The following is a 25,750-nucleotide window of genomic DNA, read 5'->3' as shown; positions in this document are numbered from 1 at the left end:
TGTGATATGATTTGGTTAATTCACCTTATTAAGCATAGTCTGACAAAATACTTCCTTCTCGTATGACCCAAACACATCACCTAAGCGAAACGTCCACACATCGATATCAATCCCTCCCGGCCCGGATTCACCTTCCTGTTGTTCTTGTTCATCAACCTGTTCAATTTCAATTCATAGTATCCATAGAGGAGAGAACGAGATTGAGACCCGAGACGACGAAAATCAGACCGCTTACAGAAGCCCAGCAGAGAATCTGGTACACAGAACAGCTATTCCCCTCAACAACCGCCTCGTGGATTGCCGGAAGAATTGTAATCCTCGGAACACTGGATGCCGGCATTCTGGAACAGGCCGTGTGTGATGTGATCCGGGAGCACGATGCGTTTCATATCCGGATCTCAACCGGAGAGGAAGGGGCGGGACAGTATGTGCAGCCGCCTGTGGATGACCTTCGTGTGCCTCTCTTGGATTTCCAGGGGGATAAGGAAGAGGCCGAGTGCTGGCTGAACACCGTCAACCGGACGCCCGTTCCTTGGCTGGACACGGAGCTCTATACCTTCTCGATCCTGAAGATCGGCGGGACGGAGCATTGGCTGCATTTCAAAGCGCACCATATCGCCTTCGACGGCATCTCCTCCCAGCTGATCGGCGAGCGGATCATGGAATGCTATATGCATCGGAAAGAGGGCCGCTCTTCTGCAATCAACAGACGCGGGTTTCTAGAGACGCTGTCCGCCGAGCAAGCCTATGAAGTCTCCGAACGGAGAGCGAAGGACCGTCAGTACTGGCTGAACAAGTTCAGTTCCCTGCCGGAAGGGGCGGAGCTCAAGCCCCGCCTGACCGCCGTGGAAGATACATCGGCCAAGCGGCATTCGGTTCATCTGGACAGCGGAATGTACAGCACCTTGAAGGAGCTTTGCGCAGCCCGGCAGGTGAGCCTGTTTACGTTCTTCTTCGCGGCCTATGCGCTCTATATCCACAAGGTCACCGGGGGTCTGGACATTCCCGTCGGAACGATATATACCAACCGGACCGGGCCGCAGGATAAAGAGCGCATCGGCATGTTCGCCAGTACGGCCGCTGCCCGTGTCGTCATCGACCCGGCTTCCAGCACCGCCATGCTGCTGAGGAGCACGGCGAAGGAGCAGTCAGGCATGCTGCGCCACCAGAAGTATCCCTATAACCGGCTGATCCAAGAGCTGCGGGAAGTTCTCCGCGCACCGGGTCTGAACCGGCTGTTTGGCGCCGCCATCGAATACCGCCCGATGAAAAGCCAGGGCTACGGAGATCTCTCGGCCACACTGCATACCGATTTTTGCGGACATGAGATCAATGATCTGCTGCTGCGGGTGGAAGAGCTCACCGATGAAGGGCAGATGCGGCTTCATTTTGATTTCCGGACCTCGCTGTTCAGCGAGGAAGAAATCCTCCTGATGAGCCGCCGGCTGTTGACCTTGATCGGCAGGAAGGCGGAGAATCCGGAGGCACCGCTGTCCACCTTATCCGTTATGGATGCGGGCGAAGAGGCGCAGCTTGCCGCGTTCCATCTGACCTCCTCCCCTTATCCCGCGGGAAGCACGATCCACGGCTTGTTCGAGGAGCAGGCGCAGCGGACGCCGGAGCATACCGCCGTCGTATACGGCGAGCGGGCCGTGAGCTACAGGGAGCTGAACGAGCGGGCGGGACGGCTGGCGCTCACCCTGCGGGAGCACGGACTGAAGGAAGGTGAGCTTGCAGCGCTTCTGGCCGACCGCTCGGTCGAGATGATCGTCGGCATGCTGGGCATACTCAAAGCGGGCGGAGCCTACGTGCCTGTGGATCCCGAGTATCCGCAGGAGCGGATCGCCTACATGTTGGAGGATTCGGGGGCGAAGCTGCTGCTCGGCGCAGCCGATATGCTGGACCTTGTCGCGTTTGAGGGGACCCGCATCCCGTTGACGGAAGATCGTGCCGCTGCTGGCGGCACGCCGAACCTGCCTTCCTTCGCCGGCCCCGGCTCGGCTGCCTATGTCATCTATACGTCAGGTACGACGGGCAGGCCCAAGGGCGTCGTGGTGGAGCACCGGGGATTATGCAATCTCCAGCCCTACTTCCGCCACACCTTGGGGATACGGGAAGAAGACCGGGTGGTGCAGTTCGCCAGCGCTTCGTTCGACGCATCCGCCTGGGAGATCTATATGGCGCTCTTCTGCGGAGCGGCGGTATGCCTGCCGGCCGCTTCGGACATCACGAACTACCGCTCCTTCGAAGCATACGCCGCAGAGCAGGGGATCACGACGGCGACACTGCCTCCGGCCTATGCCATCCACCTGGATCCGGCTTCGATGCCTTCGCTGGCAAGGCTGATTACCGCAGGTTCAGCGGCTTCCCCCGATCTCGTCCACCGCTGGAAGGAGCATGTCCGCTATTACAATGCGTACGGACCGACGGAAGACTCCATCTGTACCACGGTCTGGTCTCCGGAAGCGCCGCTGGACGCGTTCTTCGAGGTGCCGATCGGCTCGCCGCTGCCGAATCACCGCGTGTATATCGTGGATGCGGATCTCCAGCAGGTACCCATCGGTGTGGCCGGGGAACTGTGCATTGCAGGCGAGGGGCTGGCCAGGGGGTACCTGAACCGTCCCGAGCTCACCGCCGAGAAATTCGTACGCAATCCGTTCGAGCCCGGCGGACGGCTGTACCGCTCAGGGGATCTCGCCAAGCGCCTGCCAGATGGAAGCATCGTATACCTGGGACGGATCGACCAGCAGGTCAAAGTACGCGGCTACCGGATCGAACCGGCGGAGGTCGAATACCGGCTGAAGCGGGCCGAGCCCTCGATCCGGGAAGTCGTGGTGGCCGCCAGGGAAGACGGCAGCGGCCATTCCGTGCTAGCAGCCTATCTCACTTCAGAAGCGATACTTGAGCCCGGCAAGCTAAGGGAGGCCTTGTCCCGTGAGCTGCCCGCCTACATGGTGCCGACCTACTTCATGCAGCTGGAACGGATGCCCCTGACCCCCAACGGCAAAATCGATGCAAAGGCGCTGCCGGCACCTCAGGCGGAGCTGTCCGCAGCTGCGGCATACGAGCCCCCGAGCGGTCCGTCGGAAGAGCTCCTGGCTTCCGTGTGGCAGTCCGTGCTCGGCTCCGGGCCGGTCGGCCGGTTCGACCGGTTCTTCGACCTCGGCGGCGACTCGATCAAGGCGATCCAGGTATCCTCCCGGCTGCTGCAGGCCGGCTACCGGCTGGAGATGAAGGATCTCTTCCAGCATCCTACGATCGCTGAGCTCAGCAGCCTGCTGCACCCGGTAACCCGCCGGGCCGACCAGAGAGAGGTCCAGGGTGCGGTTCCCCTTACGCCGATCCAGAGCTGGTTCCTCCAGCAGCGCTTTGCGGAGCCCGGTTATTTCAACCAGGCCGTTATGCTGTTCCGGGAGGAGCGCTTCGAGGAAGGGGCTCTGCGGACGGCGGTGGAAGCCATGGTGAAGCATCATGATGCTCTTCGTTTGATTCTGCGCACCGGTCCAAGCGGGAAGATCGAAGCATGGAACCGCGGGGCCGGAGAGGGCGCACTGTTCCACCTCGAGACCGCCGACTTTACGGGGTGGCAGGGGGCAGGTCTGCAGGAGGCGGTTACCTCCAAGGCGGAGGAAGTGCAGAGCGGCATGGATCTGGAGCGGGGGCCGCTCGTGCGGCTCGGGCTGATGCGCTGCCCCGACGGTGATCACCTGCTGATCGCCGTGCACCACCTGGCCGTCGACGGAGTGTCCTGGCGGATTCTCCTGGAAGATCTGGCGGCGGGCTACGCGCTGGCGGCCTCCGGACAAGTGCCGGTCTTCCCGGCGAAGTCCGATTCCTTCCGCGACTGGGCCGAGGGATTGTCCCTCTATGCCGGCAGTGAAACCGCACAGCAGGAGCGAAGCTACTGGGAAGCAGCGGCAGCCAAAGAGAGCTTGCCTCTTCCCAAAGATGCCCAGGGAGGCTCTCTGAAGAATAAGGACAGCGAGACGCTCACCGTAGAATGGACCAAGGAAGAGACGGAGAAGCTTCTGACCGAAGTGAACCGCGCTTACCGTACGGAAATCAACGATATTCTGCTCGCCGCCCTTGAACTGGCTGTCGGGCAGTGGTGCTCCCTGCCGCGTGTCCGGATTACCTTGGAAGGGCACGGCCGGGAGCCTGTGGTTCCGGAGCTGGATATCTCCCGAACCGTGGGCTGGTTCACAAGCAGATATCCTGTCGTCCTCGAGACCGGGACGAAGGAGCCGCTGCCTGGAAGGATCAAGCGCGTCAAAGAACGGCTCCGCGAAGTGCCGGCCAAGGGAATCGGCTATGGCCTTCTCAAGTACTTGAGCGAGGACGGCTTCGAGACGGGCGAAGAACCTGAGATTTCGTTCAATTACCTGGGACAGTTCGATCAAGATCTGCAGGCGCACGGCCTGCAGATCTCTCCCTTTCCGGCAGGAAGACTGCAGAGCGGGGAAGGAATCCGAAGCGTACCGCTGGATATCAATGCCTGGATCCGGGATGGCGTGCTGTCACTGACGATCGCCTACAGTCCGGGGGAGTTCCGTAAGGAGACGGTGCAGCGGCTCGGCAGCGGGCTGCACCGCGATCTGCGGGAGATCATCGCGCACTGTGCTTCCAAGGAAGGGCAGGAGCTGACGCCAAGCGACGTGCTCGCCCAAGGCATCACGCTGGAAGAGCTGGAACGGTTCACGGCCGAAGTGCGGTCGGCTGGGGAGCTGGAGAACATATATCCCCTCACGCCGATGCAGCAGGGAATGCTGTTCCATTCGCTGCTCGATGCGGAGTCTTCCGCTTATTTTCAGCAGGCATCCTTTGATGTGCTAGGATCGCTCGATCTCGAAGCGTTCTCGGCGAGCTACCATGCCTTAGTCCAGCGGCACGACGTGCTCCGGACCCGGATTTTCACCGGATGGATAGACGAACCCCTGCAGGCGGTGCTCCGTAAGAGCACCGGAGAGCTGCGAGTGCTGGATCTTCGGGATACGGCTGAAGCCGCGATGGAACGCAAGCTCGATGCGCTGGCCCGGCAGGATCGAGCCAGGGGCTTCCGGATGGACCGGGAAGACCTCATGCGCCTGACGGTGATCCGTACGGGGCCGGAGGCTTACCGCTTCCTGTGGAGCTTCCACCACATCATCATGGACGGCTGGTGCCTGTCCCTGATCACCAAGGAAGTATTCGAGACTTATGCGCAGCTGGCGGGAGCTGCGAAGCCAGGGCCGTCCGCTGCGATCACCCCGTTCAGCGAGTATATCCGGTGGCTGGCGGAGCAGGACGCGGATGCGGCGGAGCGGTATTGGCGGGACGTGCTGGCCGGCTTCGAAGGGCCGGTACAGCTGCCGGACGCAGCCGAACCCGGGACGGTACAGGGCTATGACCCTCAAGTCCTTGTGCATGATCTGGACGGCGCCCTCAGCCGGGAGCTGGGCAGGCTGGCCAGGGAAACACAGGTTACGCTGCACTCTTTGATCCAGGCGGCCTGGGCCATTCTGCTTGCCAAATCATGCGGCAGGGAGGACGTCGTCTTCGGCACCGTGGTATCGGGCCGTCCGGCGGAGATCCAGGGCATCGAGCGGATGGTGGGGCTTTTTATCAATACGATTCCTGTACGGGTCTGCTGCGGCGCGGAAACCACGGTTGCCGAACTGCTGGCACAGATCCAGGCGGACGCCTTGGCTTCGAGGCGGTACGAGACGTACCCGCTCTACCGGATTCAGGCGCTGGCCGGCCCGTCGCAGGAGCTGTTCCGCAGCCTCGTCATCTTCGAGAACTATCCGGTGGAGGATCAGGTTCAGCAGTGGGGAGAGCGCACCGGTACCGGCCTGCGGCTCACGAATGTGACCCTTACAGAACAAACGAACTACGAGCTGAACCTGACCGTCATTCCGGGCGAGACGCTTCGCCTTCAGCTGGAATACAATGCCCTGGCCTTCGGGGCAGGTGCCATGGAGAGCATTGGGGACCGGCTGCTGCATCTTCTAAGCCAAATGGTCAGCCATCCGTCAGCCTCCGTGAAAGAGCTTAAGCTTGCGACGGAAGCGGAAACGGCACAGATGCTCAGCGGCTTCCATCCTGCCTTCCGGGAGGAAATGCCGCCGCATGCCGGAAAGACGGTTCATCAGTTATTCGAGGAGCAGGTGGAGAAAACCCCGGAGGAGCCGGCGGTAGTCTTCGGCGAAGAGACGCTGACGTACGGGGAGCTGAACCGGAGGGCCAACCGGCTTGCCCGGACGCTTCGCGCCCAAGGGATCGGCGCGGACCGGCCGGCGGCCATCATGGTTCGCCGCTCCGCCGGGATGATTGTCGGCATCCTCGCCATCCTGAAGGCGGGAGGGGCTTATGTGCCGGTCGATCCGGAGTATCCGCAGGAGCGCATCCGTTACCTGCTCGAAGACTCCGGCGCTGCCGTGCTGCTTACCCAGCGGGAGCTGGCGGAGCGGACGGTCTTTGACGGAGCGGTGGTCCTGCTGGACGAAGAGGCGGCCTACAGCGGGAGCCCCGACAACCTGGAGCCTCAGTCCGAAGCCTCCCACCTGGCCTACATCATCTATACCTCGGGCACAACCGGGCTGCCCAAAGGCGTCATGATCGAGCACCGACAGCTGGCGGCGACGGCAGCTGCCTGGAACGAAGCGTACCGTCTGGACGAAGGCGGTGTCCGGGTGCTGCAGTGGGCCAGCTTCTCCTTCGACGTGTTTACGGGCGATCTCGTCCGTGCACTGCTCCACGGCGGCCGGCTAATCCTGTGTCCTTCCGAGGTCCGCATGGATCCGGAGGGGCTCTACGAGCTCATGGCACGGCATCAAGTCAGCTTTTTCGAATCCACGCCTGCTCTGATTCTTCCTCTCATGGACTATGTCCACGGCCGAGGACGGGAGATCGGATTCCTGAAGACGCTCGTTCTCGGTTCCGATGTATGCCCGCCGGATGCCTTCGCGCAGCTGCAGACGCGGTATGGAAGACAAATGAGGATACTCAACAGCTACGGGGTGACGGAAGCCTGCATCGACTCCTGCTTCTACGAGCCGGCCGAGCCGCAGACCCGCCGCCCGCTCCCCATCGGCAGGCCGCTGCCCGGCGTGAGGATGTACATCCTGGATGAACAGTTATCCCTTCAGCCGGCAGGCATCCCGGGCGAGCTGTATATCGGCGGGCACGGCACAGGAAGGGGCTATTGGAAGCGCGAGGAGCTGACCGGGGAGAGGTTTATCGCGGACCCCTTCCTGCCCGGAGGACGGATGTACCGGACGGGCGACCTGGCAAGGTGGCTGCCGGACGGGAACATAGACTATCTGGGACGGATGGACCAGCAGGTCAAAATCCGCGGCTTCCGGATTGAAACGGGCGAGGTGGAGGCGGCGATTCTTCGCCACCCCGACGTGAAAGAAGCCGCAGCGGCCGCAAGGGAAGACGGGAGCGGGCAGAAGGTGCTGTGCGCCTACCTCGTCTCCCGCGACGAGTTGGAGACTCTGGACCTCGTCGGGCTGAAGGCCATGCTCTCGGGCGCGCTGCCCTCCCATATGGTGCCGGCCCACTGGATACAGCTTCAGCGGATGCCGCTTACACCGAACGGGAAGGTGGACCGCAAAGCGCTGCCGGCCCCTCAGGCGCAGGACCTGCCTGCCGCCGAATACGTACCGCCGCGCACCCCGCAGGAGCAGGCCGTCGTCTCTGCCTGGCAGTCGGTGCTCGGAGGCAGGGCCGTCAGCGTGCTCGACAGCTTCTTCGAGCTCGGAGGGGATTCCATCAAGGCAATCCAGGTCTCCTCCAAGCTGCTGCAGGAGGGGTACCGGCTCGATCTCAAGGATCTGTTCCGTTATCCGACACCCGCAGAGCTTGCCCCGCATCTGAGTGCGGCAGGGAGCCGCGTCGACCAAGGGGAAGTGTCCGGTGATGTGCCACTGACACCGATTCTGCATTGGTTCAAAGATCAGGACCTCGCCGAGCCGCATCACTATAATCAGGCCGTCATGCTGTACCGTCGGGAACGGTTCGAACCGGAAGCCCTGCGCCGGGCGGCGGAAGCCATTGCCGTCCATCATGACGCACTCCGGCTCGTATGGCTCACGGATGAGCACGGCGGCACGCAGGTGAGGAACCGCGCCGCAGCCGAAGGCGACGCCTTCCGCATGGAGGTCGTTGATCTGCGAAGGCAGGCGCCGGAGCACATTGCCGCAGCGGTGGAAGCCAAAGCGGAGGAGATCCAAAGCGGGATCGACTTCAGCGCCGGCCCCCTGCTGAACCTGTGCCTGTTCCAGTGCCCTGACGGCGACCATCTGTTCATCGCCCTCCATCATCTCGCGGTGGACGGGGTTTCGTGGCGCATCCTGTTTGAGGATTTGGCCGCCGGGTACTCACAGGCACAGAGCGGTCAGAACATCCGGCTGCCGCAGAAGTCCTCTTCCTTCCGGGAATGGGCGGAGCGGCTGCAGCGGGACGCGGAGAGCGGGGCATGGGAGCGCGAGTGGGCGTACTGGGAAGGAATCGAAGCCGCGGATCCCGGAAGGCTGCCGAAGGACAGCGAATGCCCGGCGCCCGTCATCGGCGACAGCGATACAGTCGTCCTTCAGCTGACGGAGACGGACACAAGCCGGCTGTTGAAGGAAGTTCACGGCGTCTACCATACGGAACCCAACGATATTCTGCTCACGGCGCTGGCGCTGGCCGTGCACCGGTGGAGCGGACTCCGTCAGGTGAAGGTGAACCTCGAAGGGCACGGCAGGGAAGAACTGCCCGGCGGGCCCGACCTCTCCCGCACGGTCGGCTGGTTTACGAGCCAGTACCCGATCCTTCTCCAGGCGGCGGAAGGCGTGCCGCTGGGCCGGCAGATCAAAACCGTGAAGGAGAACCTGCGGGCGGTTCCGTACAAAGGACTCGGCTACGGTATCCTGCGGTATATGTCCTCCGGGAAGCTGGAAGCGGCGGCGGAGCCGGAGATCTCTTTTAACTATCTGGGACAGTTCGACCAGGACCTGAAGGGGAGCGGCTTTGCGCTCTCTCCTTACGGGATCGGTGCGGCCGTCAGCCCGCTGGCCCGGCGTCCATATGTGCTCGATATCAACGGGATGATCACGGAGGGAAGGCTGTTCTTTGAGATCAGCTACTGCCGCAGCGAGTTCCGAAGGGAGACCCTGGAGAGACTGGCCGATCAGCTGCAATCCTCCCTCGAGGAAGTGATCGCCCACTGCGCCGGTCAGAAGACGGTGGAGCTGACGCCAAGCGACGTTCTCGTCAGGGGACTGGGCATCGAGGAGCTGGAGGTCTTCGCGGAAGAAGTGCGGGGGACCGGAGAGCTGGAGAACCTGTACCCGCTCACACCTATGCAAAAAGGGATGTTGTTCCACCACCTGCTTGGCAGCCGGCCGGAAGCTTATTTTGAGCAAACGGCGGTTGACCTCCACGGCAGACTGGATCTGGATGCCCTGGCACACAGCCTGCGCCTGCTTGTGGAGCGTCATGCCATTCTACGCACCAACTTCAGGCAGAGGGGAACCGGAGAGCCGGTGCAGGCGGTATTCCGCCGGAGGGAGCCCGAGCTCCGGTATACCGATCTGAGAGAGCTGGACGGGAAAGCGGTGCCGGCCCGTCTGGATGCGTATGCGTCCGAGGACAGGGCGGAGGCCTTCGAGCTCAGCTCGGGGACCCTGATGCGCGTGAGCGTGCTGCGGACGGGGGAAGAAGACTACCGCTTCCTGTGGAGCTTCCACCATATTCTGATGGACGGGTGGTGCCTCGCGCTGATTGTCGAGGAAGTGTTCACCGCGTATGCTTCCCTTATGGAGAAACGTATACCGGAGCTTCCCGCCGCAGCGCCTTACAGCAGGTATATCGATTGGCTGGAACGCCAGGATGCCGGACAGGCCTCAGCTTACTGGAGCGAATATCTCGAGGGGTACAGCGGACAGACGCAGGTGCCCGGCGCCCTGCCGGGCGGGACCGGAGAGCCGCAGGCGGAACGGGTTTCCTGCGCCATCGGCCGCGAGTTGACAGGCCGGTTGAGCCGGGCGGCGGCAGAGCGGCGGACTACGCTGTCCAGTTGGATTCAAGCGGCGTGGGGCATTCTGCTTCAGCATTATAACGGCTCACAGGATGTCGTGTTCGGATGCGTCGTATCAGGAAGGCCGGCAGAGCTGGCCGGAGCGGACCGCATGCTCGGTCTGTTCATCAATACGGTGCCCGTGCGGGTGGCATGCGGGCCGGACAGCACCTTCGCCGGCGTGGCCAAACAGGTGCAGCAGACGGCTGCGGCCGCCCGGGCATACGAGAGTTATCCGCTCTATGAGATCCAGTCCCGCTGCGGACAGGGGCAGGAGCTCGTGAATCATATCCTCGCATTCGAGAACTATCCGGCTGAGGAGCTCCTTGGAGGTACGGACGGACTTCAGGGAACCGGATTGACGGTGACCGGTGTCCATGCGTCCGAACAGACGAACTACGATCTCAATGTCATTGTCATCCCCGGTGACAATCTGCAGATTCATCTGGAGTACAATGCCCGGCGTTACCCGAGGGAGGCGGTGGAGCGGATCCGCGGACATCTCCTTTGCCTGCTCGAGCAGACGGCAGAGCAGCCGGATGGTCCAGTCGTCTCGCTTGATCCGCTTACCGCAGAAGAACGGGAGCAGATCCTGCAGGTGTTCAACGATACGGCAGCGGAGTATCCGCGGGAGCAGTCGATCTGCGCTCTGTTCGAGGAGCAGGCGGAGCTCTATCCGGGCCGGGCGGCCGTCGTTCTTGGCGGGAAGAGCCTTTCCTACCGGGAGCTGAACGAACGCGCCAACGGGCTGGCAGGCTTGCTGCGGGCACGTGGGGTACAGGAGGGAAGTGCCGTCGCCATTATGGCGTCCCGCACACCGGAGACCGTGATCGGGCTGCTCGCCATTCTCAAGGCGGGTGGAGCCTACGTACCGGTGGATCCGGCCTATCCGCAGGAACGCATCCGTTACATGCTCGAGGATTCGGGAGCGGAGCTCCTTCTGGTACAAGATCTTGTACAGGATCTTGTACAGGATGAAGAGAAGAGGGCCGCCGGCTTTGGCATCACCTGCGTTTCCATTGGAGAAAAGGCCGCCTTGGATGAAGAGCGCCGTAATCCGGAGCCGGCCGCCGGTCCTCGGAGCCTGGCCTATATCCTCTACACCTCGGGCACAACGGGACAACCGAAGGGCGTCATGGTGGAACACCGCAGTGTGGTGCGGCTGGTCCGGAATACGGATTACACCGAGTTCCGGCCGGATGACCGGATTCTGCAGACCGGGGCCCTTGTCTTCGATGCATCGACCTTCGAGATCTGGGGCGCGTTGCTGAACGGTCTGAGCCTTCACCTGGTGGAAGAGCATGCCTTGCTCGACGCCTTCCTGCTGGAGGAGACGGTATGCCGAGAGCGGATCACCGTCATGTGGCTGACTTCTCCGCTCTTCAACCAGCTTGTTCAGCAGAATGCGGCGCTCTTCATCGGTCTCCGTACGCTGATTGTCGGCGGAGACGCCTTGTCGCCCGTGCACATCCGCAAGGTCAAGGACGCGCATCCCGGGCTGCTGGTCGTCAACGGCTACGGCCCGACGGAGAATACCACGTTCTCCACGGCTTATCCGATCAGCGAGCCTATCGGCACCTCGATTCCGATCGGACGGCCGATCCGCAATTCGCGTGCATACATCGTGGACGCGAGAGACCGTCTGCTTCCAGTAGGCGTGGCGGGCGAGCTGTGCGTAGCGGGAGACGGGCTGTCCCGGGGGTACCTGGGCCGGCCGGAGCTCACTGCGCAGAAGTTCGTCGACGACCCGTTCTTCCCGGGAGAGCGGATGTACCGCACAGGCGACCTGGCCCGCTGGCTGCCGGACGGTACGATCGAGTATCTGGGACGTCTGGATCATCAGGTCAAAATCCGCGGCTACCGCATCGAGCTCGGGGAGATCGAAAGCAAGCTTCTAGCCCTCACCGGCGTGCGGGAAGCCGTCGTGGCCGCATACGAGGCCGAGGCCGGCCAGAAGCAACTGTGCGCTTACTTCACAGCGGACCGGACTTACACCGGACGCAAGTTGAAGTCCGCTCTATCCGCATCGCTGCCCGGGTATATGATGCCGGCCTCCTTCGTTCAGCTCGAGCAGATGCCGCTTACGCGCAACGGCAAGGTCGACCGGCAGGCCCTGCCATTACCTGAGCCTCGCGGCATGGAGGAAGGCGAAACCTACACCGCACCGGGATCACCGCTGCAGGTGCAGCTGGCGTCGCTCTGGCAGGAGGTGCTCGGCGTCAGCAGGGTAGGCCTGCACGATGATTTCTTCGAGCTCGGCGGGCATTCGCTCCGGGCGGCAGCGCTGGCCGCCCGGATTCACCAAGATCTGCAGCGCCGCATTCCGCTGGCCGACCTCTTCCGCTTCACCACGCTCGAAGGGCAGGCGGAGCGGCTGGAAAGCTTGGACCGTGCGGAGCTAGCTCCAATCCCCGCAGCGGACGTGCGGGAAACGTATCCGGTGTCCTCCGCCCAGCAGCGGATCTATCTCCTCAGCCTCCGGGAGGGCGGCGAGCTCAGCTATAACATGCCGGGTGCGCTGACCGTCCGCGGGGCGCTCGATCCGGCCCGGCTCGAAGCCGCGTTCCGGGAGATGATACAGCGTCATGAGTCGCTCCGCACGAGCTTCCATACCGTGAACGGGGAGACGGTACAGCGGATACACGACGAGGTGGACTTCCGGCTGGAGCTGCCCGCAGAGGTGATCGCCGAAGCAGACGATCTCACGGCTTGCATACGCCGGTTCGTACGGCCGTTTCCATTAGCGGAAGCGCCTCTTCTGAGAGTAGGCTGCGTCCGTCAGGCTTCCGGCTCCCATGTCCTGCTGTTTGACATGCATCATATCATCTCGGACGGGGTTTCCATGGGGATTCTCATGGAGGAATTCGCGGCCCTCTACGCCGGAGAGACGCTGCCTCCGCTGAACATCCAGTACAAGGACTACACACTGTGGCGTCAGGCGGAGCTGGAGAGCCCGGCGATGAAGCGCAAGGAAGCCTATTGGCTGCAAACCTTCGAAGGCAGCCTGCCCGTGCTGGAGCTGCCCACGGATTATCCGCGCGGTGCTGTCCGGCACTACGAGGGCGACGCGTTCCGGTTCACGATCGACGCGGATGCCGGCCGCCGGCTGCGGGAGCTTGCCGCCCGGACCGGCACGACCTTGTATATGGTGCTGCTTGCGGTGTATACCACCCTGCTGTCCAGATACAGCGGGGCCGATGATCTGGTGGTCGGCACCCCAGCGGCGGGGCGCCATCATCCCGATCTCGAACCGCTGATCGGGATGTTCGTGGACACGCTTGCCCTCCGCTGCCATCCGGTCAGCGGCATGACCTTCCTTGCTTATTTGCAGGAGGTAAGAGAGACAGCCCTTCAGGCTTTCGAGCATGGCGATTATCCGTTCGACAAGCTGGTAGAGAAGCTGGGAGCGGCCGCAGACAGCAGCCGCAGCCCGCTCTTCGACACGATGTTCGCTCTGCAAAATACGAAGCGGCAGGCATGGGAAGCGGAAGGGCTCAGGCTGGAGCCTCACGAGCCGGTCACCCCGGCAGTAAAGTTCGATCTGGTTCTGAACGCGGTGGAGCGGGAGGAGACCATCGAATGCACATTGGAATTCGCCACAGCGCTCTTCCAGCGGGAGACCGCCGAGCGGATGGCCGAACATCTGCTGCAGCTGGTTCGTGCCGTCTGCAGCGCCCCGGACACCAAGCTCTCGGAGCTGCCGCTGTTGACACCGGCGGAAGAAGCGCAGCTGCTTCACGGCTTCAATACGGCCGGCGGCGACAGCAGGCAGTGGAGGAGCACGCTGCATGAAGCCTTTGAAGCGCAGGAGGAGCGGACGCCGGATGGAATCGCCGTCTCCTTCGGCGACGAAAGGTGCACCTACCGCGAGCTGAACACCCGGGCGAACCGTCTCGCGCGTACGCTGCGACGGGCCGGTCTTAGTACCGGTATGCCGGCAGCACTGCTCACGAACCGTTCCCTTGAGATGGTCGTCGGCCTCCTGGCCATCCTCAAGGCCGGCGGCGCCTATGTGCCGATCGATCCGGATTATCCGGAGGCACGTATCCGCTACATGCTGGAAGATTCAGGGGCACGGCTGCTGCTCCTGCAGCAGGACCTATCTCCGCGGGTCTCCTACGAAGGACCGCGGATTGGGGTAGACGATCCGTCCTCCTACGATGAGGACGGCTCCAACCTGGGGTCTGCCTCATGCCCGGATGACCCGGCCTACATCATCTATTCATCGGGTACGACCGGGCGGCCGAAGGGCATCCTGACCGCCCACCGCAGCGTGCTGCGGGTGGTGAAGGGAACGAACTATCTGGCGCTCGATGAGCGTGACCGGATTCTTCAGCTTTCCAACTATGCGTTCGACGGCTCCGTGTTCGATCTCTGGGCTGCCTTGGCGAACGGTGGCCGGCTTGTGCTCCTTCCCATGGAAGAGATCCTGGATCTGCACCGGCTGGCCCGGACACTGGAGAGAGAAAAGATCACCGTGCTGTTCCTGACGACATCCCTGTTCAATGCCTTGATCGACACGGACGCGGGGGCGCTGTCGGGGACCCGGAAGGTTCTCTTCGGCGGCGAGCGGGCATCGGTGCGGCATGTCAGCATAGCGCTGGAGCATCTGGGTCCGGGACGGCTCATGAACGTGTACGGTCCTACGGAAACCACGGTGTTCGCCACATTCCATGAGCTGGACAGGCTGGAGGAACACGTGCCGAATGTGCCGATCGGGCGGCCGCTGAGCGGCACAACCGCTTATGTGGTGAGCAGGGAAGGCGCTCTGCAGCCGGTCGGCGTACCGGGAGAGCTGTGCCTCGGAGGGAGCGGACTTGCGCTCGGGTATCTGGGGCAGGAAGGCTTGACGGCACAGAAGTTCACGGAGAATCCGTTTGTCTCCGGCGAGCGCCTCTACCGCACGGGAGACCTGGCCCGTTGGCTGCCGGACGGTACGCTCGAGTATATCGGGCGGATCGACCAGCAGGTGAAGATCCGAGGCCACCGGATCGAGCTCGGTGAGATAGAGGCCCGGCTCCTGCGGCTGGAGGGGATCGAGGAGGCCGTTGTGAGCGCAGGGGAGCGTGCAGACGGCAGTATCGAGCTCGCCGCTTACTTCACCTCCGGCCGCGAAACGGCTCCATCCGAACTCCGGCAGGCTTTGGCCGCAGAGCTGCCCGGCTATATGATCCCCGCGTTCTTCGTGCAGCTTGAGCGGCTGCCGCTGACGCCTAACGGCAAGATCGACCGGGCGGCTCTGCCGGCTCCGGGAGAGCACAGCCGCGGTGGCATGGTCTATGAAGCCCCGCAGACGGCGACGGAGCTGAGGCTTGCAGGCATCTGGTTCGAGGTGCTAGGCGGGGGGAGCTATGGAAGGAAAGACAGCTTCTTCGAGGTCGGCGGTCATTCGCTGCGGGCGGCCGCGCTGTCGGCCCGTATCTACCGGGATCTGCACCGCAATGTGCCGCTTGGCGGCATCTTCCGCCACCCTACGCTGGAAGCCATGGCCGAGCTGATCGATGCCGGGGAGCAGGGCGCATACGTTCCCCTTCCCCGGGCGCAGGAGCAGGCGTATTACCCGGTTTCCTCCACGCAGAAACGAATCTATATCCTCAGCCAGCTCGTCGGCGGTGAGCTCAGCTACAATATGCCGGGCGTCGTATCCGTGGAGGGCCCGCTGGATCCTCTCCGGTTCGAGGAAGCGTTCCGGACACTTATCGCAAGACACGAAGCCCTTCGGACCAGCTTCGAGATGATCCACGGCGAGCCGGCGCAGCGTGTCCAGGAGGGGGTAGAATGGGCGGTCGAACATCTGCCGCCCCTCAGCGGTCAGAGTCCGGAAGAGATCGGGGCGCGTATTCGCGAATTCATCCGTCCGTTCCGGCTGGATCAGGCGCCGCTGCTGAGAGTCGGCCTGCTGGAGACGGCTCCCGGCCGATATCTGATGCTGTACGACATGCATCATATCATCTCGGACGGTACGTCCATGAACATCCTTACTCGGGAGTTCGCCGCGCTGTATGAAGGAAATCCGCTGCCTCCGCTGAAGAATCAATACAAGGATTATTCGGTGTGGCAGCGCGAAGGTCTGGGCCGGGCCGCGCTCGAGGCCCAGGAAGCCTACTGGCTGGGCATCTTCGAAGGGGAGCTCCCGCTTCTCCAGCTGCCAACGGATAAACCGAGGAGCGGGCGGCCCGGTTTTGAGGCAGGCACTGTGGATTTTGTCATCCAAGGGGCCCAGCTCTCCGGTCTGCGCCGTCTCGCGGCCGCTTCCGGCACGACGATGTATATGCTGCTGATGGCGCTCTATCATGTGCTGCTCGCCAAGTACAGCGGACAGGAAGACATCATCGTGGGCACCCCGGCAGCGGGAAGACCCCACCCGGACCTTGAGCCGCTGATCGGCATGTTCGTCGGCACCTTGGCTATGCGGAGCAGACCCGAAGGCCGCAAACCCTTCCTTGCCTTTCTTGGGGAAGTCAAGGAAGCCACGCTGGCGGCGCTCGAGCATCAGGACTATCCGTTCGAAGAGCTGGTGGACAAGCTGAACGTTCCGCGGGACACCGGACGGCATCCGCTCTTCGACACGATGTTTGCTCTGCACAATAGGGAGCGTGACATGACGGGAGACAGCGGTCTTGAACTGAAGCCTTATCCGTCGGCGGCGCCGGCGGCCAAATTCGATCTGACGCTGAATGTGTCGGAAGACCGGCATGAGATCCACTGCAGCCTGGAGTACCGCAGCGCCTTGTTCCATGAAAGTACGATCGAACGCATGGCGGCCCATTACCTGCAGCTCATTGACGCTGTCCTGGAAGCGCCGGGGTCCCCCGTGGCCTCCCTGGGGATCATTACGGCCTCCGAGACAAAAGAGCTCCTCCAAACGTTCAACGATACGGCTGCAGCGTATGAAGAGGAGCAGACGATTCACGGGCTCATCGAAGATCAGGCGGCCCGGACGCCGGAAGCGGCGGCTCTCCTCAGCGCAGCCGTTCAGCTAACTTACCGGGAGCTGAACGAGCGGGCCAACCGGCTCGCCCGGACCCTGCTGGGGCTCGGAGCAGGCGCAGGAAGCATCACGGCGGTTCTCGCCGACCGATCGGCCGAGTCGGTTATCGGCATCCTGGCGGTGCTCAAAGCCGGAGGTGCCTATGTACCGGTGGATCCCGAGTATCCGGAGGAACGCCTCCGCTTCATGCTCGAGGATTCCGGCGCCGGGCTGCTGCTTGTGCCGGGGAGCTGCCGAGCCGACGTTCCCTTCGCAGGCACAAGGATCGCGCTGGATGACGAGGCTTCTTACCATCCGGACGGCTCCAATCCGGATACGGGGGCTGCCCCCGGGGATCTCGCATATGTCATCTATACATCAGGAACGACGGGTCGGCCCAAGGGCGTCATGGTGGAGCACCGCGGCATCGTGAACTTCAAGCTGGCTTACGACGGAGTATTCGGTGTCCGTGGCGAGGACAAGGTCGTTCAATTTGCTTCTATGTCATTCGACGCTTCCGTGTCCGAGATCACCATGGCACTCTTCTGCGGGGCCGCGCTCTATCTGCCGTCCGCCGAAGAGGTGAAGGATTACCGCCTTCTCCGCGAGTATATCGGCCGGCACGGGATTACCGTCGCTACGCTGCCGCCCGCCTACGCGGCTTACCTGGCTCCGGAGGAGCTGCCGAGCCTGCGGATTCTGATTACGGCGGGCTCGGCGTCCACCAGCGAACTGGTCCGCCGGTGGAGCGGCAGGGTCGCCTACTTCAATGCCTACGGACCGACGGAGGATTCGATCTGCACCACGATCTGGCCGGCCTCCCTGGAGGCTGCGGTCGACCGGAGGGTGAGCATCGGCCGGCCCATCGCCAACCACCGGGTCTACATTCTGGGCAGCGAGGGCCAGCTTCAGCCGCCGGGCATTGCCGGGGAGCTCTGCGTCTCCGGTGCCGGTCTGGCCCGGGGCTATCTCGGAAGACCGGAGCTCACGGCCGAGAAATTCACGGACCACCCGTTCGTGCCCGGAGAGCGGCTGTACCGGACGGGAGACCTGGCTCGCTGGCTGCCGGACGGCACCCTCGAGCACCTCGGCCGCATCGACCATCAAGTCAAGATCAGGGGATACCGGATTGAGCTGGGTGAAGTGGAGGCCCGGCTGTCCGAGCTCCCGGGCATTGTGGAAGCGGTCGTGCTTGCACGAGTAGAGGAGGACGGCGAGAGTCAGCTCTGCGCTTACTTCACCGCGGAGGGAGAAGTGACCCCGCCGGCCGTGAGGGCCGCTCTCGCGAAGGGGCTGCCAGGCTATATGGTTCCGGCCCACCTCATTCGCCTGGAGCGGATGCCCCTGACCCCGAACGGCAAGATCGACCGCGGCCGGCTGCCGGCACCGCAGGATAGCGGACTCCGCTCTCCGGCAGCGGCAGGCCCCAGAACCGCGCTCGAAGCCTCGCTTGTCCGGATCTGGGAGGGCGTGCTCGGTACCCGGCCTATCGGGATTACAGACTCATTCTTCGAGCTCGGCGGGCATTCGCTGAAAGCTGCCGCACTTGCGGCCAAGCTTTACGAGGAGCTGGACATCAGCGTCTCCCTCAGGGACATCTTCGAGTCTCCGACCATCGAGGGCTTGGCGCAGGTAATACTCCATTCGGACCGCAGGACGGCGGCGCCTATCCCCGCGGTGGAACACCGGGAGTACTATCCCGTTTCCTCCGCCCAGCGAAGGCTGTACCTTCTCAGCCAGCTCGAAGGGGGAGAGCTCGCTTACAACATGCCGGGCGTACTGCTGCTTGAAGGCCCGCTCGATCTCACCGGGCTGGAGGATGCGCTCCGCGGCCTGATCCGCCGTCACGAAGCGCTGCGGACGAGCTTCCATCTGGTACAGGGCGAGCCGGTGCAGCGCGTGTGGGCGGAAGCTCCTTTTGCCATCGAACGATGGGAGCGGACAGCCCTTCCGACCGGGGCCGGTGAGGACGAGTCCATCCGTGCCGCCATGCGGCGCTTCGTGCGCCCCTTCAACCTGGAACAGGCGCCGCTGCTGCGCGCCGGCTTGATGGAGCTTGCGGACGGGCGGCATCTGCTTCTGCTCGACATGCACCATCTCATATCGGACGGCGCCTCCATGCGCATGCTGTCGGCGGATTTTGCCGGATTGTACGCCGGTCATGAACCTGCGCCGGTACAACGGCAGTATAAAGATTACGCAGTATGGCAGCAGGAAGGGGAGGGCCTGCGGCAGGCGCAAACCCAAGAGGACTATTGGCTGAACCGTTTCCGGGGTGAACTGCCGGTCCTGGAGCTGCCTGTGGACTTCGGCAGAGCCGCCCGGCGGAGCTTCGAAGGCTCATCGTTCGAGTTCCGGATTCATCCGGAGCGTACCCGCGGGCTGAAAGAGCTCGCCTCCCAGTCGGAATGCACCTTGTATGTAGTTCTGCTCGCCGTCTATACGGTGCTTCTCGCCAAGTACAGCGGTGCTTCCGATGTGATTGTCGGTACGCCGTCAGAAGGCAGAGGGCATCCGGACCTCGCCGCCGTCCAAGGTATGTTCGTCAATACCTTGGCCCTGCGGACCTGCCCGGTTGGAACCCAATCCTTCCTCGGCTATCTGCAGGAAGTAAGAGAGACGGCTCTCGGAGCCTTCGAGCATCAGGATTACCCCTTCGAGTCCCTGATAGACAAGCTTGAAATCCCACGGGACCCGAGCCGCCATCCGCTGTTCGATACGATGTTTGCCCTCCAGCAGGCCATGGAAGGTCCACTGGAAGTGGGCGGGCTCGTGCTGAAGCCCTGCGGCGGGGAATCGGCCGCAGCCAAGTTCGACCTGTCACTGACAGCGGAGGATCAAGGCGAGAGCCTCATCTGCACCTTCGACTTTGCGGCCGCCTTATTCCGGCCGGAGACGGTGGAACGCTTCGCTGAGCATTACCTGCAGCTGATCGATTCGGTGCTGGACACTCCGCAAGCGTCCATCGCTTCCCTGCGGATGATCACGTACGCGGAGCGCCAGCACCTCTTGGAACGTTTTGGTCAAATCGGAGAAGAAGCGGCCGGGGCGACGGCGCACACGCTGCATGGACTGTTCGAGGAACAGGCTGCCCGGACGCCGGGGGCCGTCGCCGTTGTCTGCGGCAAAGAGCGCCTGACCTATCGGGAGCTCAATGAAAGGGCGAACGGTCTGGCGGTAACTCTGCGGAGCCTGGGCATCGGTGCTGGGTCAGCAGCGGCCTTGATGACGAAGCCCTCGGTGGAGATGATCGTCGGCATCCTCGGTATTCTCAAATCGGGCGCGGCTTACGTGCCGATCGGCACGGAGCTGCCTCCGGAACGCATCCGTTACATTCTTGAAGATGCCGGGGCGCAAGCGGTGGTACTGCAGCAGGAACTGATGGAACGGATTCCCGGTACCCTGCGGGCCGTCCTGCTGGATGACGGTGCTTCGTGCACTCCGTCTTCCCGCAATCCCGAGCCGGCAGGCGGCCCCGGCGAGCTGGCCTACCTTCTCTATACCTCCGGGACGACGGGAAGACCGAAGGGCGTACAGATCGAGCACCGAAGTATCCTGAACACGGTCACGTGGTTCCATGACACCTATGCCCCTTACCTGCAGCCGGCGGTCATGCTGACCACGGAGTATACCTTTGACCCGAGTCTCGAGCAGATCTTCGGCACGCTGCTCTATGGGGCCGAGCTGCACTGTATCCCTAAGGAAACCCTGCTGAACGGACCGGTGTTCCGTCACTATATCGGACGGCATGGGATCAAGCTGCTCAATACGACGCCGATGCTGATGAGAGAGCTTCTCGCCGAAGAAGAACGGATCGAATCGCTTCAGGCCCTGATCTGCGGAGGGGAACGGCTCGAGGAGGAATTGAAGGATGCCCTCCTTGCCAAAGGCTACGAGCTCTTCAACCATTACGGACCGACGGAAGCCTCGGTGGATGTGCTTGTCAGCCGCTGCAGAGCGGATGAACGGGTTACCTTGGGCCATCCGATCAAGCATATGGCCGTCTGCATCCTGGATGAGTACGGCGGGCTGCAGCCGGCCGGCGCGGCGGGCGAGCTGTACCTGGCGGGCGCAGGGCTTGCCAGGGGATATGCCAACCAGCCCGGACTCACGGCGGAGAAATTCACGGAGCGTCCCGCGCTCCCCGGCATCCGGCTGTACCGGACAGGGGACAGGGCCCGACGGCTGCCGGACGGCAGCATCGAATTCCTGGGACGGACCGACGATCAAGTCAAAATCCGCGGCTACCGCATCGAGCTGGGCGAAATCGAAGATGCCCTCAGGCGGATCCGCGGCGTAACCCAAGCGGTTGTCAACGCCAAGGAGGACGGGAGCGGACAGATGCAGCTCTACGCCTACTACACGGCGGAGGTGGAGCTGCAGGCCCGGGATATCAGGGCGGGCCTCTCCCGCGAGCTGCCGGGGTATATGGTCCCTGCCGCCTGCATGCAGCTCGAACGCATACCGCTCACCGCGAACGGGAAGGTCGACCGCAGCGCACTGCCTGCCGCTGACCTCACTCTCATCAGCCGCGAAGCTTTTGCCGCCCCGCGCAGCGACACCGAGACGAGGCTTGCGGCACTCTGGATGGAAGTGCTCGGACTGCCACAGCCGGTCGGCATCAAGGACCATTTCTTCGAGCTTGGCGGCCACTCCCTTCGGGCGATGACCTTGGCAGCACGGGTCTACAAAGAGATGAACCGCACGCTTCCCCTGCGGGAGATCTTCCGCCTTCCCGTGCTGGAGGATATGGCTAAGGCGCTGGAACGGTCCGAACGGAGCGCCGATCTGCGCATTCAGCCGGCAGAGCCTCGCGAGGTTTACCCGGTGTCTTCGCCGCAGAAACGGCTCTATATTCTGAGCGAGCTGGCCGGAGAGCATACAGGATATAATATGCCGGGTGTCCTTCTCGTGGAGGGCCCTCTGGAGCCCGGCCGCTTGGAGGAAACGTTCCGTTCCTTGATCCGGCGCCATGAGGCGCTGCGGACGTCCTTCACTGCCTTGAACGGGGAACCGGTTCAACGCATCCTCCCGGATATTCCGTTCGAGATGCAGCGGTTCACAGACGATGCCTCCGAGCCGGAAGCGATCCCCCGGGTCATCCGGCGGTTCGTCCGTCCGTTCTCCCTGGCTTCGGCTCCGCTGCTTCGCGCAGGTCTTCTGCCGCTTGGACAGGATCGGCATTTGCTGCTCTTCGATACCCATCACATCATCTCGGACGGCATCTCGATGTCGGTGCTGGTCAGGGAGCTGGCCGCGCTGTATGCGGGCCATGCCCTGCCGCCGCTGCCGCTTCAATACAAGGATTATGCGGTGTGGCAGCAGGAGGAGCTGGCCGGGGGGATCATCCGCGAACAGGAGGAGTACTGGCTGGGCGTATTCCAAGGCGAGCTGCCGGTGCTCAGCCTGCCGGCCGATTATGCAAGAGGAGCGCGGCAGAGCTTCGACGGCGGACTTGTCGAATTCACTCTTGACGCGGCGGCAAGCCTGAAGCTGCGCCAGCTCGCCGACAGCTCCGGCTCCACGCTGTACATGGTCCTGCTGGCAGCTTACAGCATCCTGCTGTCCAAGTACGGCGGCGACGAAGACATGATCATCGGCACGCCGACCGCGGGAAGGCCGCACGCGGATTTGGAACAGGTCCTCGGCATGTTCGTGGGTACCCTGGCGCTGCGCGTCAAACCGAGACGGGATCTTACGTTCCTTGACTATCTTCAAGAGGTTAGGGAAACGGCACTCGGTGCGTTCGAACACCAGGAATATCCGTTCGAGCTGCTGGTGGAGAAGCTCGGCGTACGCAGGGACCTCAGCCGCAATCCGCTGTTCGACACCATGCTCGTGCTCCAAAATACCGAACGGCAGGAGCTTCAAGCCGGCGGATTGACCCTGAGCCCGTACCCGGCGGAGCATACCGTATCCAAGTTTGACCTAACCCTGAACGCAGCGGAAGAAGAGGATGGACTGCACTTCGGGTTCGAATACAGCTCGGCTCTCTTCAAAAGGGAGACGGTCGAACGCATGGCAGCCCATTTCCTCCAACTGATCGGCAGCTTGTTGGAGGCACCGGAGGGCAGACTGGATTCCTTCGACATCTTGACCGATGCGGAGAGGGTCCGGCTCACCGAAGATTTCAACGCGACGGAAGCCTGCTGGCCCGCCGCGCAGACCTTCCATCAGCTGTTCAAGGAACAGGCGCTGCTGCATCCGGACCGTCCTGCGGTGGTTGGCCGTGCAGGACGGCTCACCTACCGGGAACTGGACCGGCTCTCCGATCGTCTTGCCGCACGGCTGCGCCATCTGGGTGTCCGCGGCGAGGAGCCGGTCGGGCTGTTCCTGGAGCGGTCCGTCGAGCAGATCGTCGGCCTGCTCGCCATTCTCAAGGCAGGCGGAGCCTTCCTGCCCGTCGATCCGGCTTATCCTGCGGAGCGGATCGCCTACATGCTCGAGGACAGCGGCGTAAGCCTGCTGCTCACCCGACGCGAGATTCTCGCCGGGTATGGCGGGGAGTGGCACGGCGCAGCGGAGTTCGCAGAAAGCTGGCTGGCGGACGGGACGGAAGCCTCGCCGAAGGAGCGGGAGGAGGGTCAGCAGGAGCCAGCCGCGTCAGAGCGGCACGATGCCGATGAGGCGGCTCCGGAATCGGCCGCCTACCTGATCTATACCTCGGGCACGACCGGCCGGCCCAAAGGCATTGTTGTCGAGCATCGGGGACTCGCGAACTTGTCCGCCTATTGGAAGAACGATCTGGGCATCCGCCCTGAAGACCGCATCGGCCAGTTCGCCAGCATCTCATTCGATGCTTCCGTATGGGAGATCGGCATGGCTCTGCTTACCGGAGCCGCCTTATATATCCCGCCCGACGAAACGATCCGCGAAGCGGGCGCGTTCGAACGCTACGCCGCCGATGCCGCTCTTACCGTGCTTACACTGCCGCCAACGTACCTCGTGCATCTGCAGCCGGAGCGGCTGCCCGCACTCCGGCTGCTGGTTACGGCCGGTTCGGCCACCACGCCGGAGCTAGTCACGCGGTGGTCGGAGCATCTGACTTACGTCAATGCCTACGGACCGACCGAGACGACGATCTGCGCCACCGCGTGGAAGGCACCGGAGCCTGCCCCCTCCAACGGGGAGCTGCGGATCACGATCGGCCGGCCGCTGCCGGGTACGAGAGTCTATATTCTCGGGCCGGGCGACCGACTTCAACCGGTCGGGGCGGCAGGCGAGCTCTGCGTAGCCGGCGCAGGGGTAGCCCGCGGCTACCTGAACCGGCCGGAGCTCACGGCGGAGAAATTCACGGCAAACCCTTGGGTGAAGGGGGAGCGGCTGTACCGTACAGGAGATTCCGCCCGCTGGCTGGAGGACGGGACGATCGAATATCTCGGCCGCATCGATCATCAGGTGAAGATCCGGGGCCACCGGATCGAACCGGGAGAGATCGAAGCCCGCCTCCTGCAGGTGGAGGGACTGACGGAAGCCTTCGTAGCGCCCTACCTGGACAACCGCGGCGCAAGCGAGCTCTGCGCTTACTATACGGCGGATCGGAGCATCAGCACATCAGAGCTCCGTCCGGCCCTCGCAGCATCGCTGCCGGCCTACATGATCCCGGCCGCCTTCGTCCAGCTGTCCGCGCTGCCTCTGACCCCGAACGGCAAGGTCGACCGCAAAGCGCTGCCTCAGCCTTCGCACACCGCGGACATCGCAGCATACGAGCCGCCTGCCGGAGAGCTGGAAGAGAAGCTCGCCGCAATATGGGCGGACGTGCTCGGAGTGGAACGCGTCGGGGTCCATGATTCCTTCTTCGACCTCGGCGGCCATTCCATGAAGATGCTGGAGATGGTCGGCCGGGTGAACCGGGACACCGGGGCGGAGCTCGGCATCGGCGACGCCTTCGCCCACGCAACGGTTCGCGGGCTGGCCGCACGCCTGCAGGCACGGACCGCCGCTCAGCCTTGGACCTTGTGGAACGAAGAACGGGGGAACCCGGTCTTCTGCTTCCCGCCTGTCATCGGCTATGGTCTTGTCTTTGCCGGAATGGCTCATGAGCTCCGGGACCAGACGGCCGTGCTGGCCTTCGATTATATCGAAGAGGAAGACCGCATCGCCCGCTATGTCTCTACGATAACTGCGCATCAGCCGCAGGGGGAGATCCGGCTAGCCGGTTATTCGGGAGGCGGCAGCCTGGCCTACGAAACCGCCAAGGAGCTGGAGCGGCAGGGAAGAACGGTCTCCGCGCTGCTGCTATTTGACAGCTACCCGAGGCTGGGGCCTCTCCCTCAGCCGGTGGACCAGGAGCCGGGAGATCCCTTCGAGGAGCTGCAGAGCCACCTGTCCTCGTTCCATCCTTCAGTGGACCTGTCGCTGATCGAGAGCAGGAGGGAAGAGATCATCCGGAAGATGACGGCTTACGAAGCTTATCTCATCCAGCTCGAACAAACCGGCTGCATTCAGGCCGACATTCTTCTCGCTCAGGCAGAGATTGCCGGGGAAGAGCAGCGGGCCTTATGGAACGGACGGGCATCCGAATGGGGAAGCCTGACCCAAGGTACGCTGCAGATCGTGCAGGGTAGCGGGACGCATAACCAGATGCTGGGCCCCGTGAACTGTGCAGCGAATCTGGCTTTGGCGGAAGAGGTATTGCGCCCATCCCACGAGAGGGCTGCTGTAATCAGATAATCGGCGCCACCAATTCAAGAGCAAAACCCGCTCATTCTTGCTTAGGCAAGAGGGCGGGTTTT

1 protein-coding gene is annotated in these 25,750 nt (G+C 63.0%); it reads left to right on the top strand.

The window, feature by feature from the left end; translation table 11 throughout:
* Positions 1 to 200: 200 nt before the first annotated feature.
* Positions 201 to 25,688, top strand: coding sequence for a non-ribosomal peptide synthase/polyketide synthase (locus ACP26L_RS18820; protein WP_426445350.1), 25,488 nt, complete (start codon positions 201 to 203; stop codon positions 25,686 to 25,688).
* The last annotated feature ends 62 nt before the right edge of the window (positions 25,689 to 25,750 follow it).

Source organism: Paenibacillus sp. S-38 (assembly GCF_049942825.1).
Classification (GTDB): domain Bacteria; phylum Bacillota; class Bacilli; order Paenibacillales; family NBRC-103111; genus Paenibacillus_G.
This window is presented reverse-complemented; position numbering and strand designations above follow the sequence as displayed.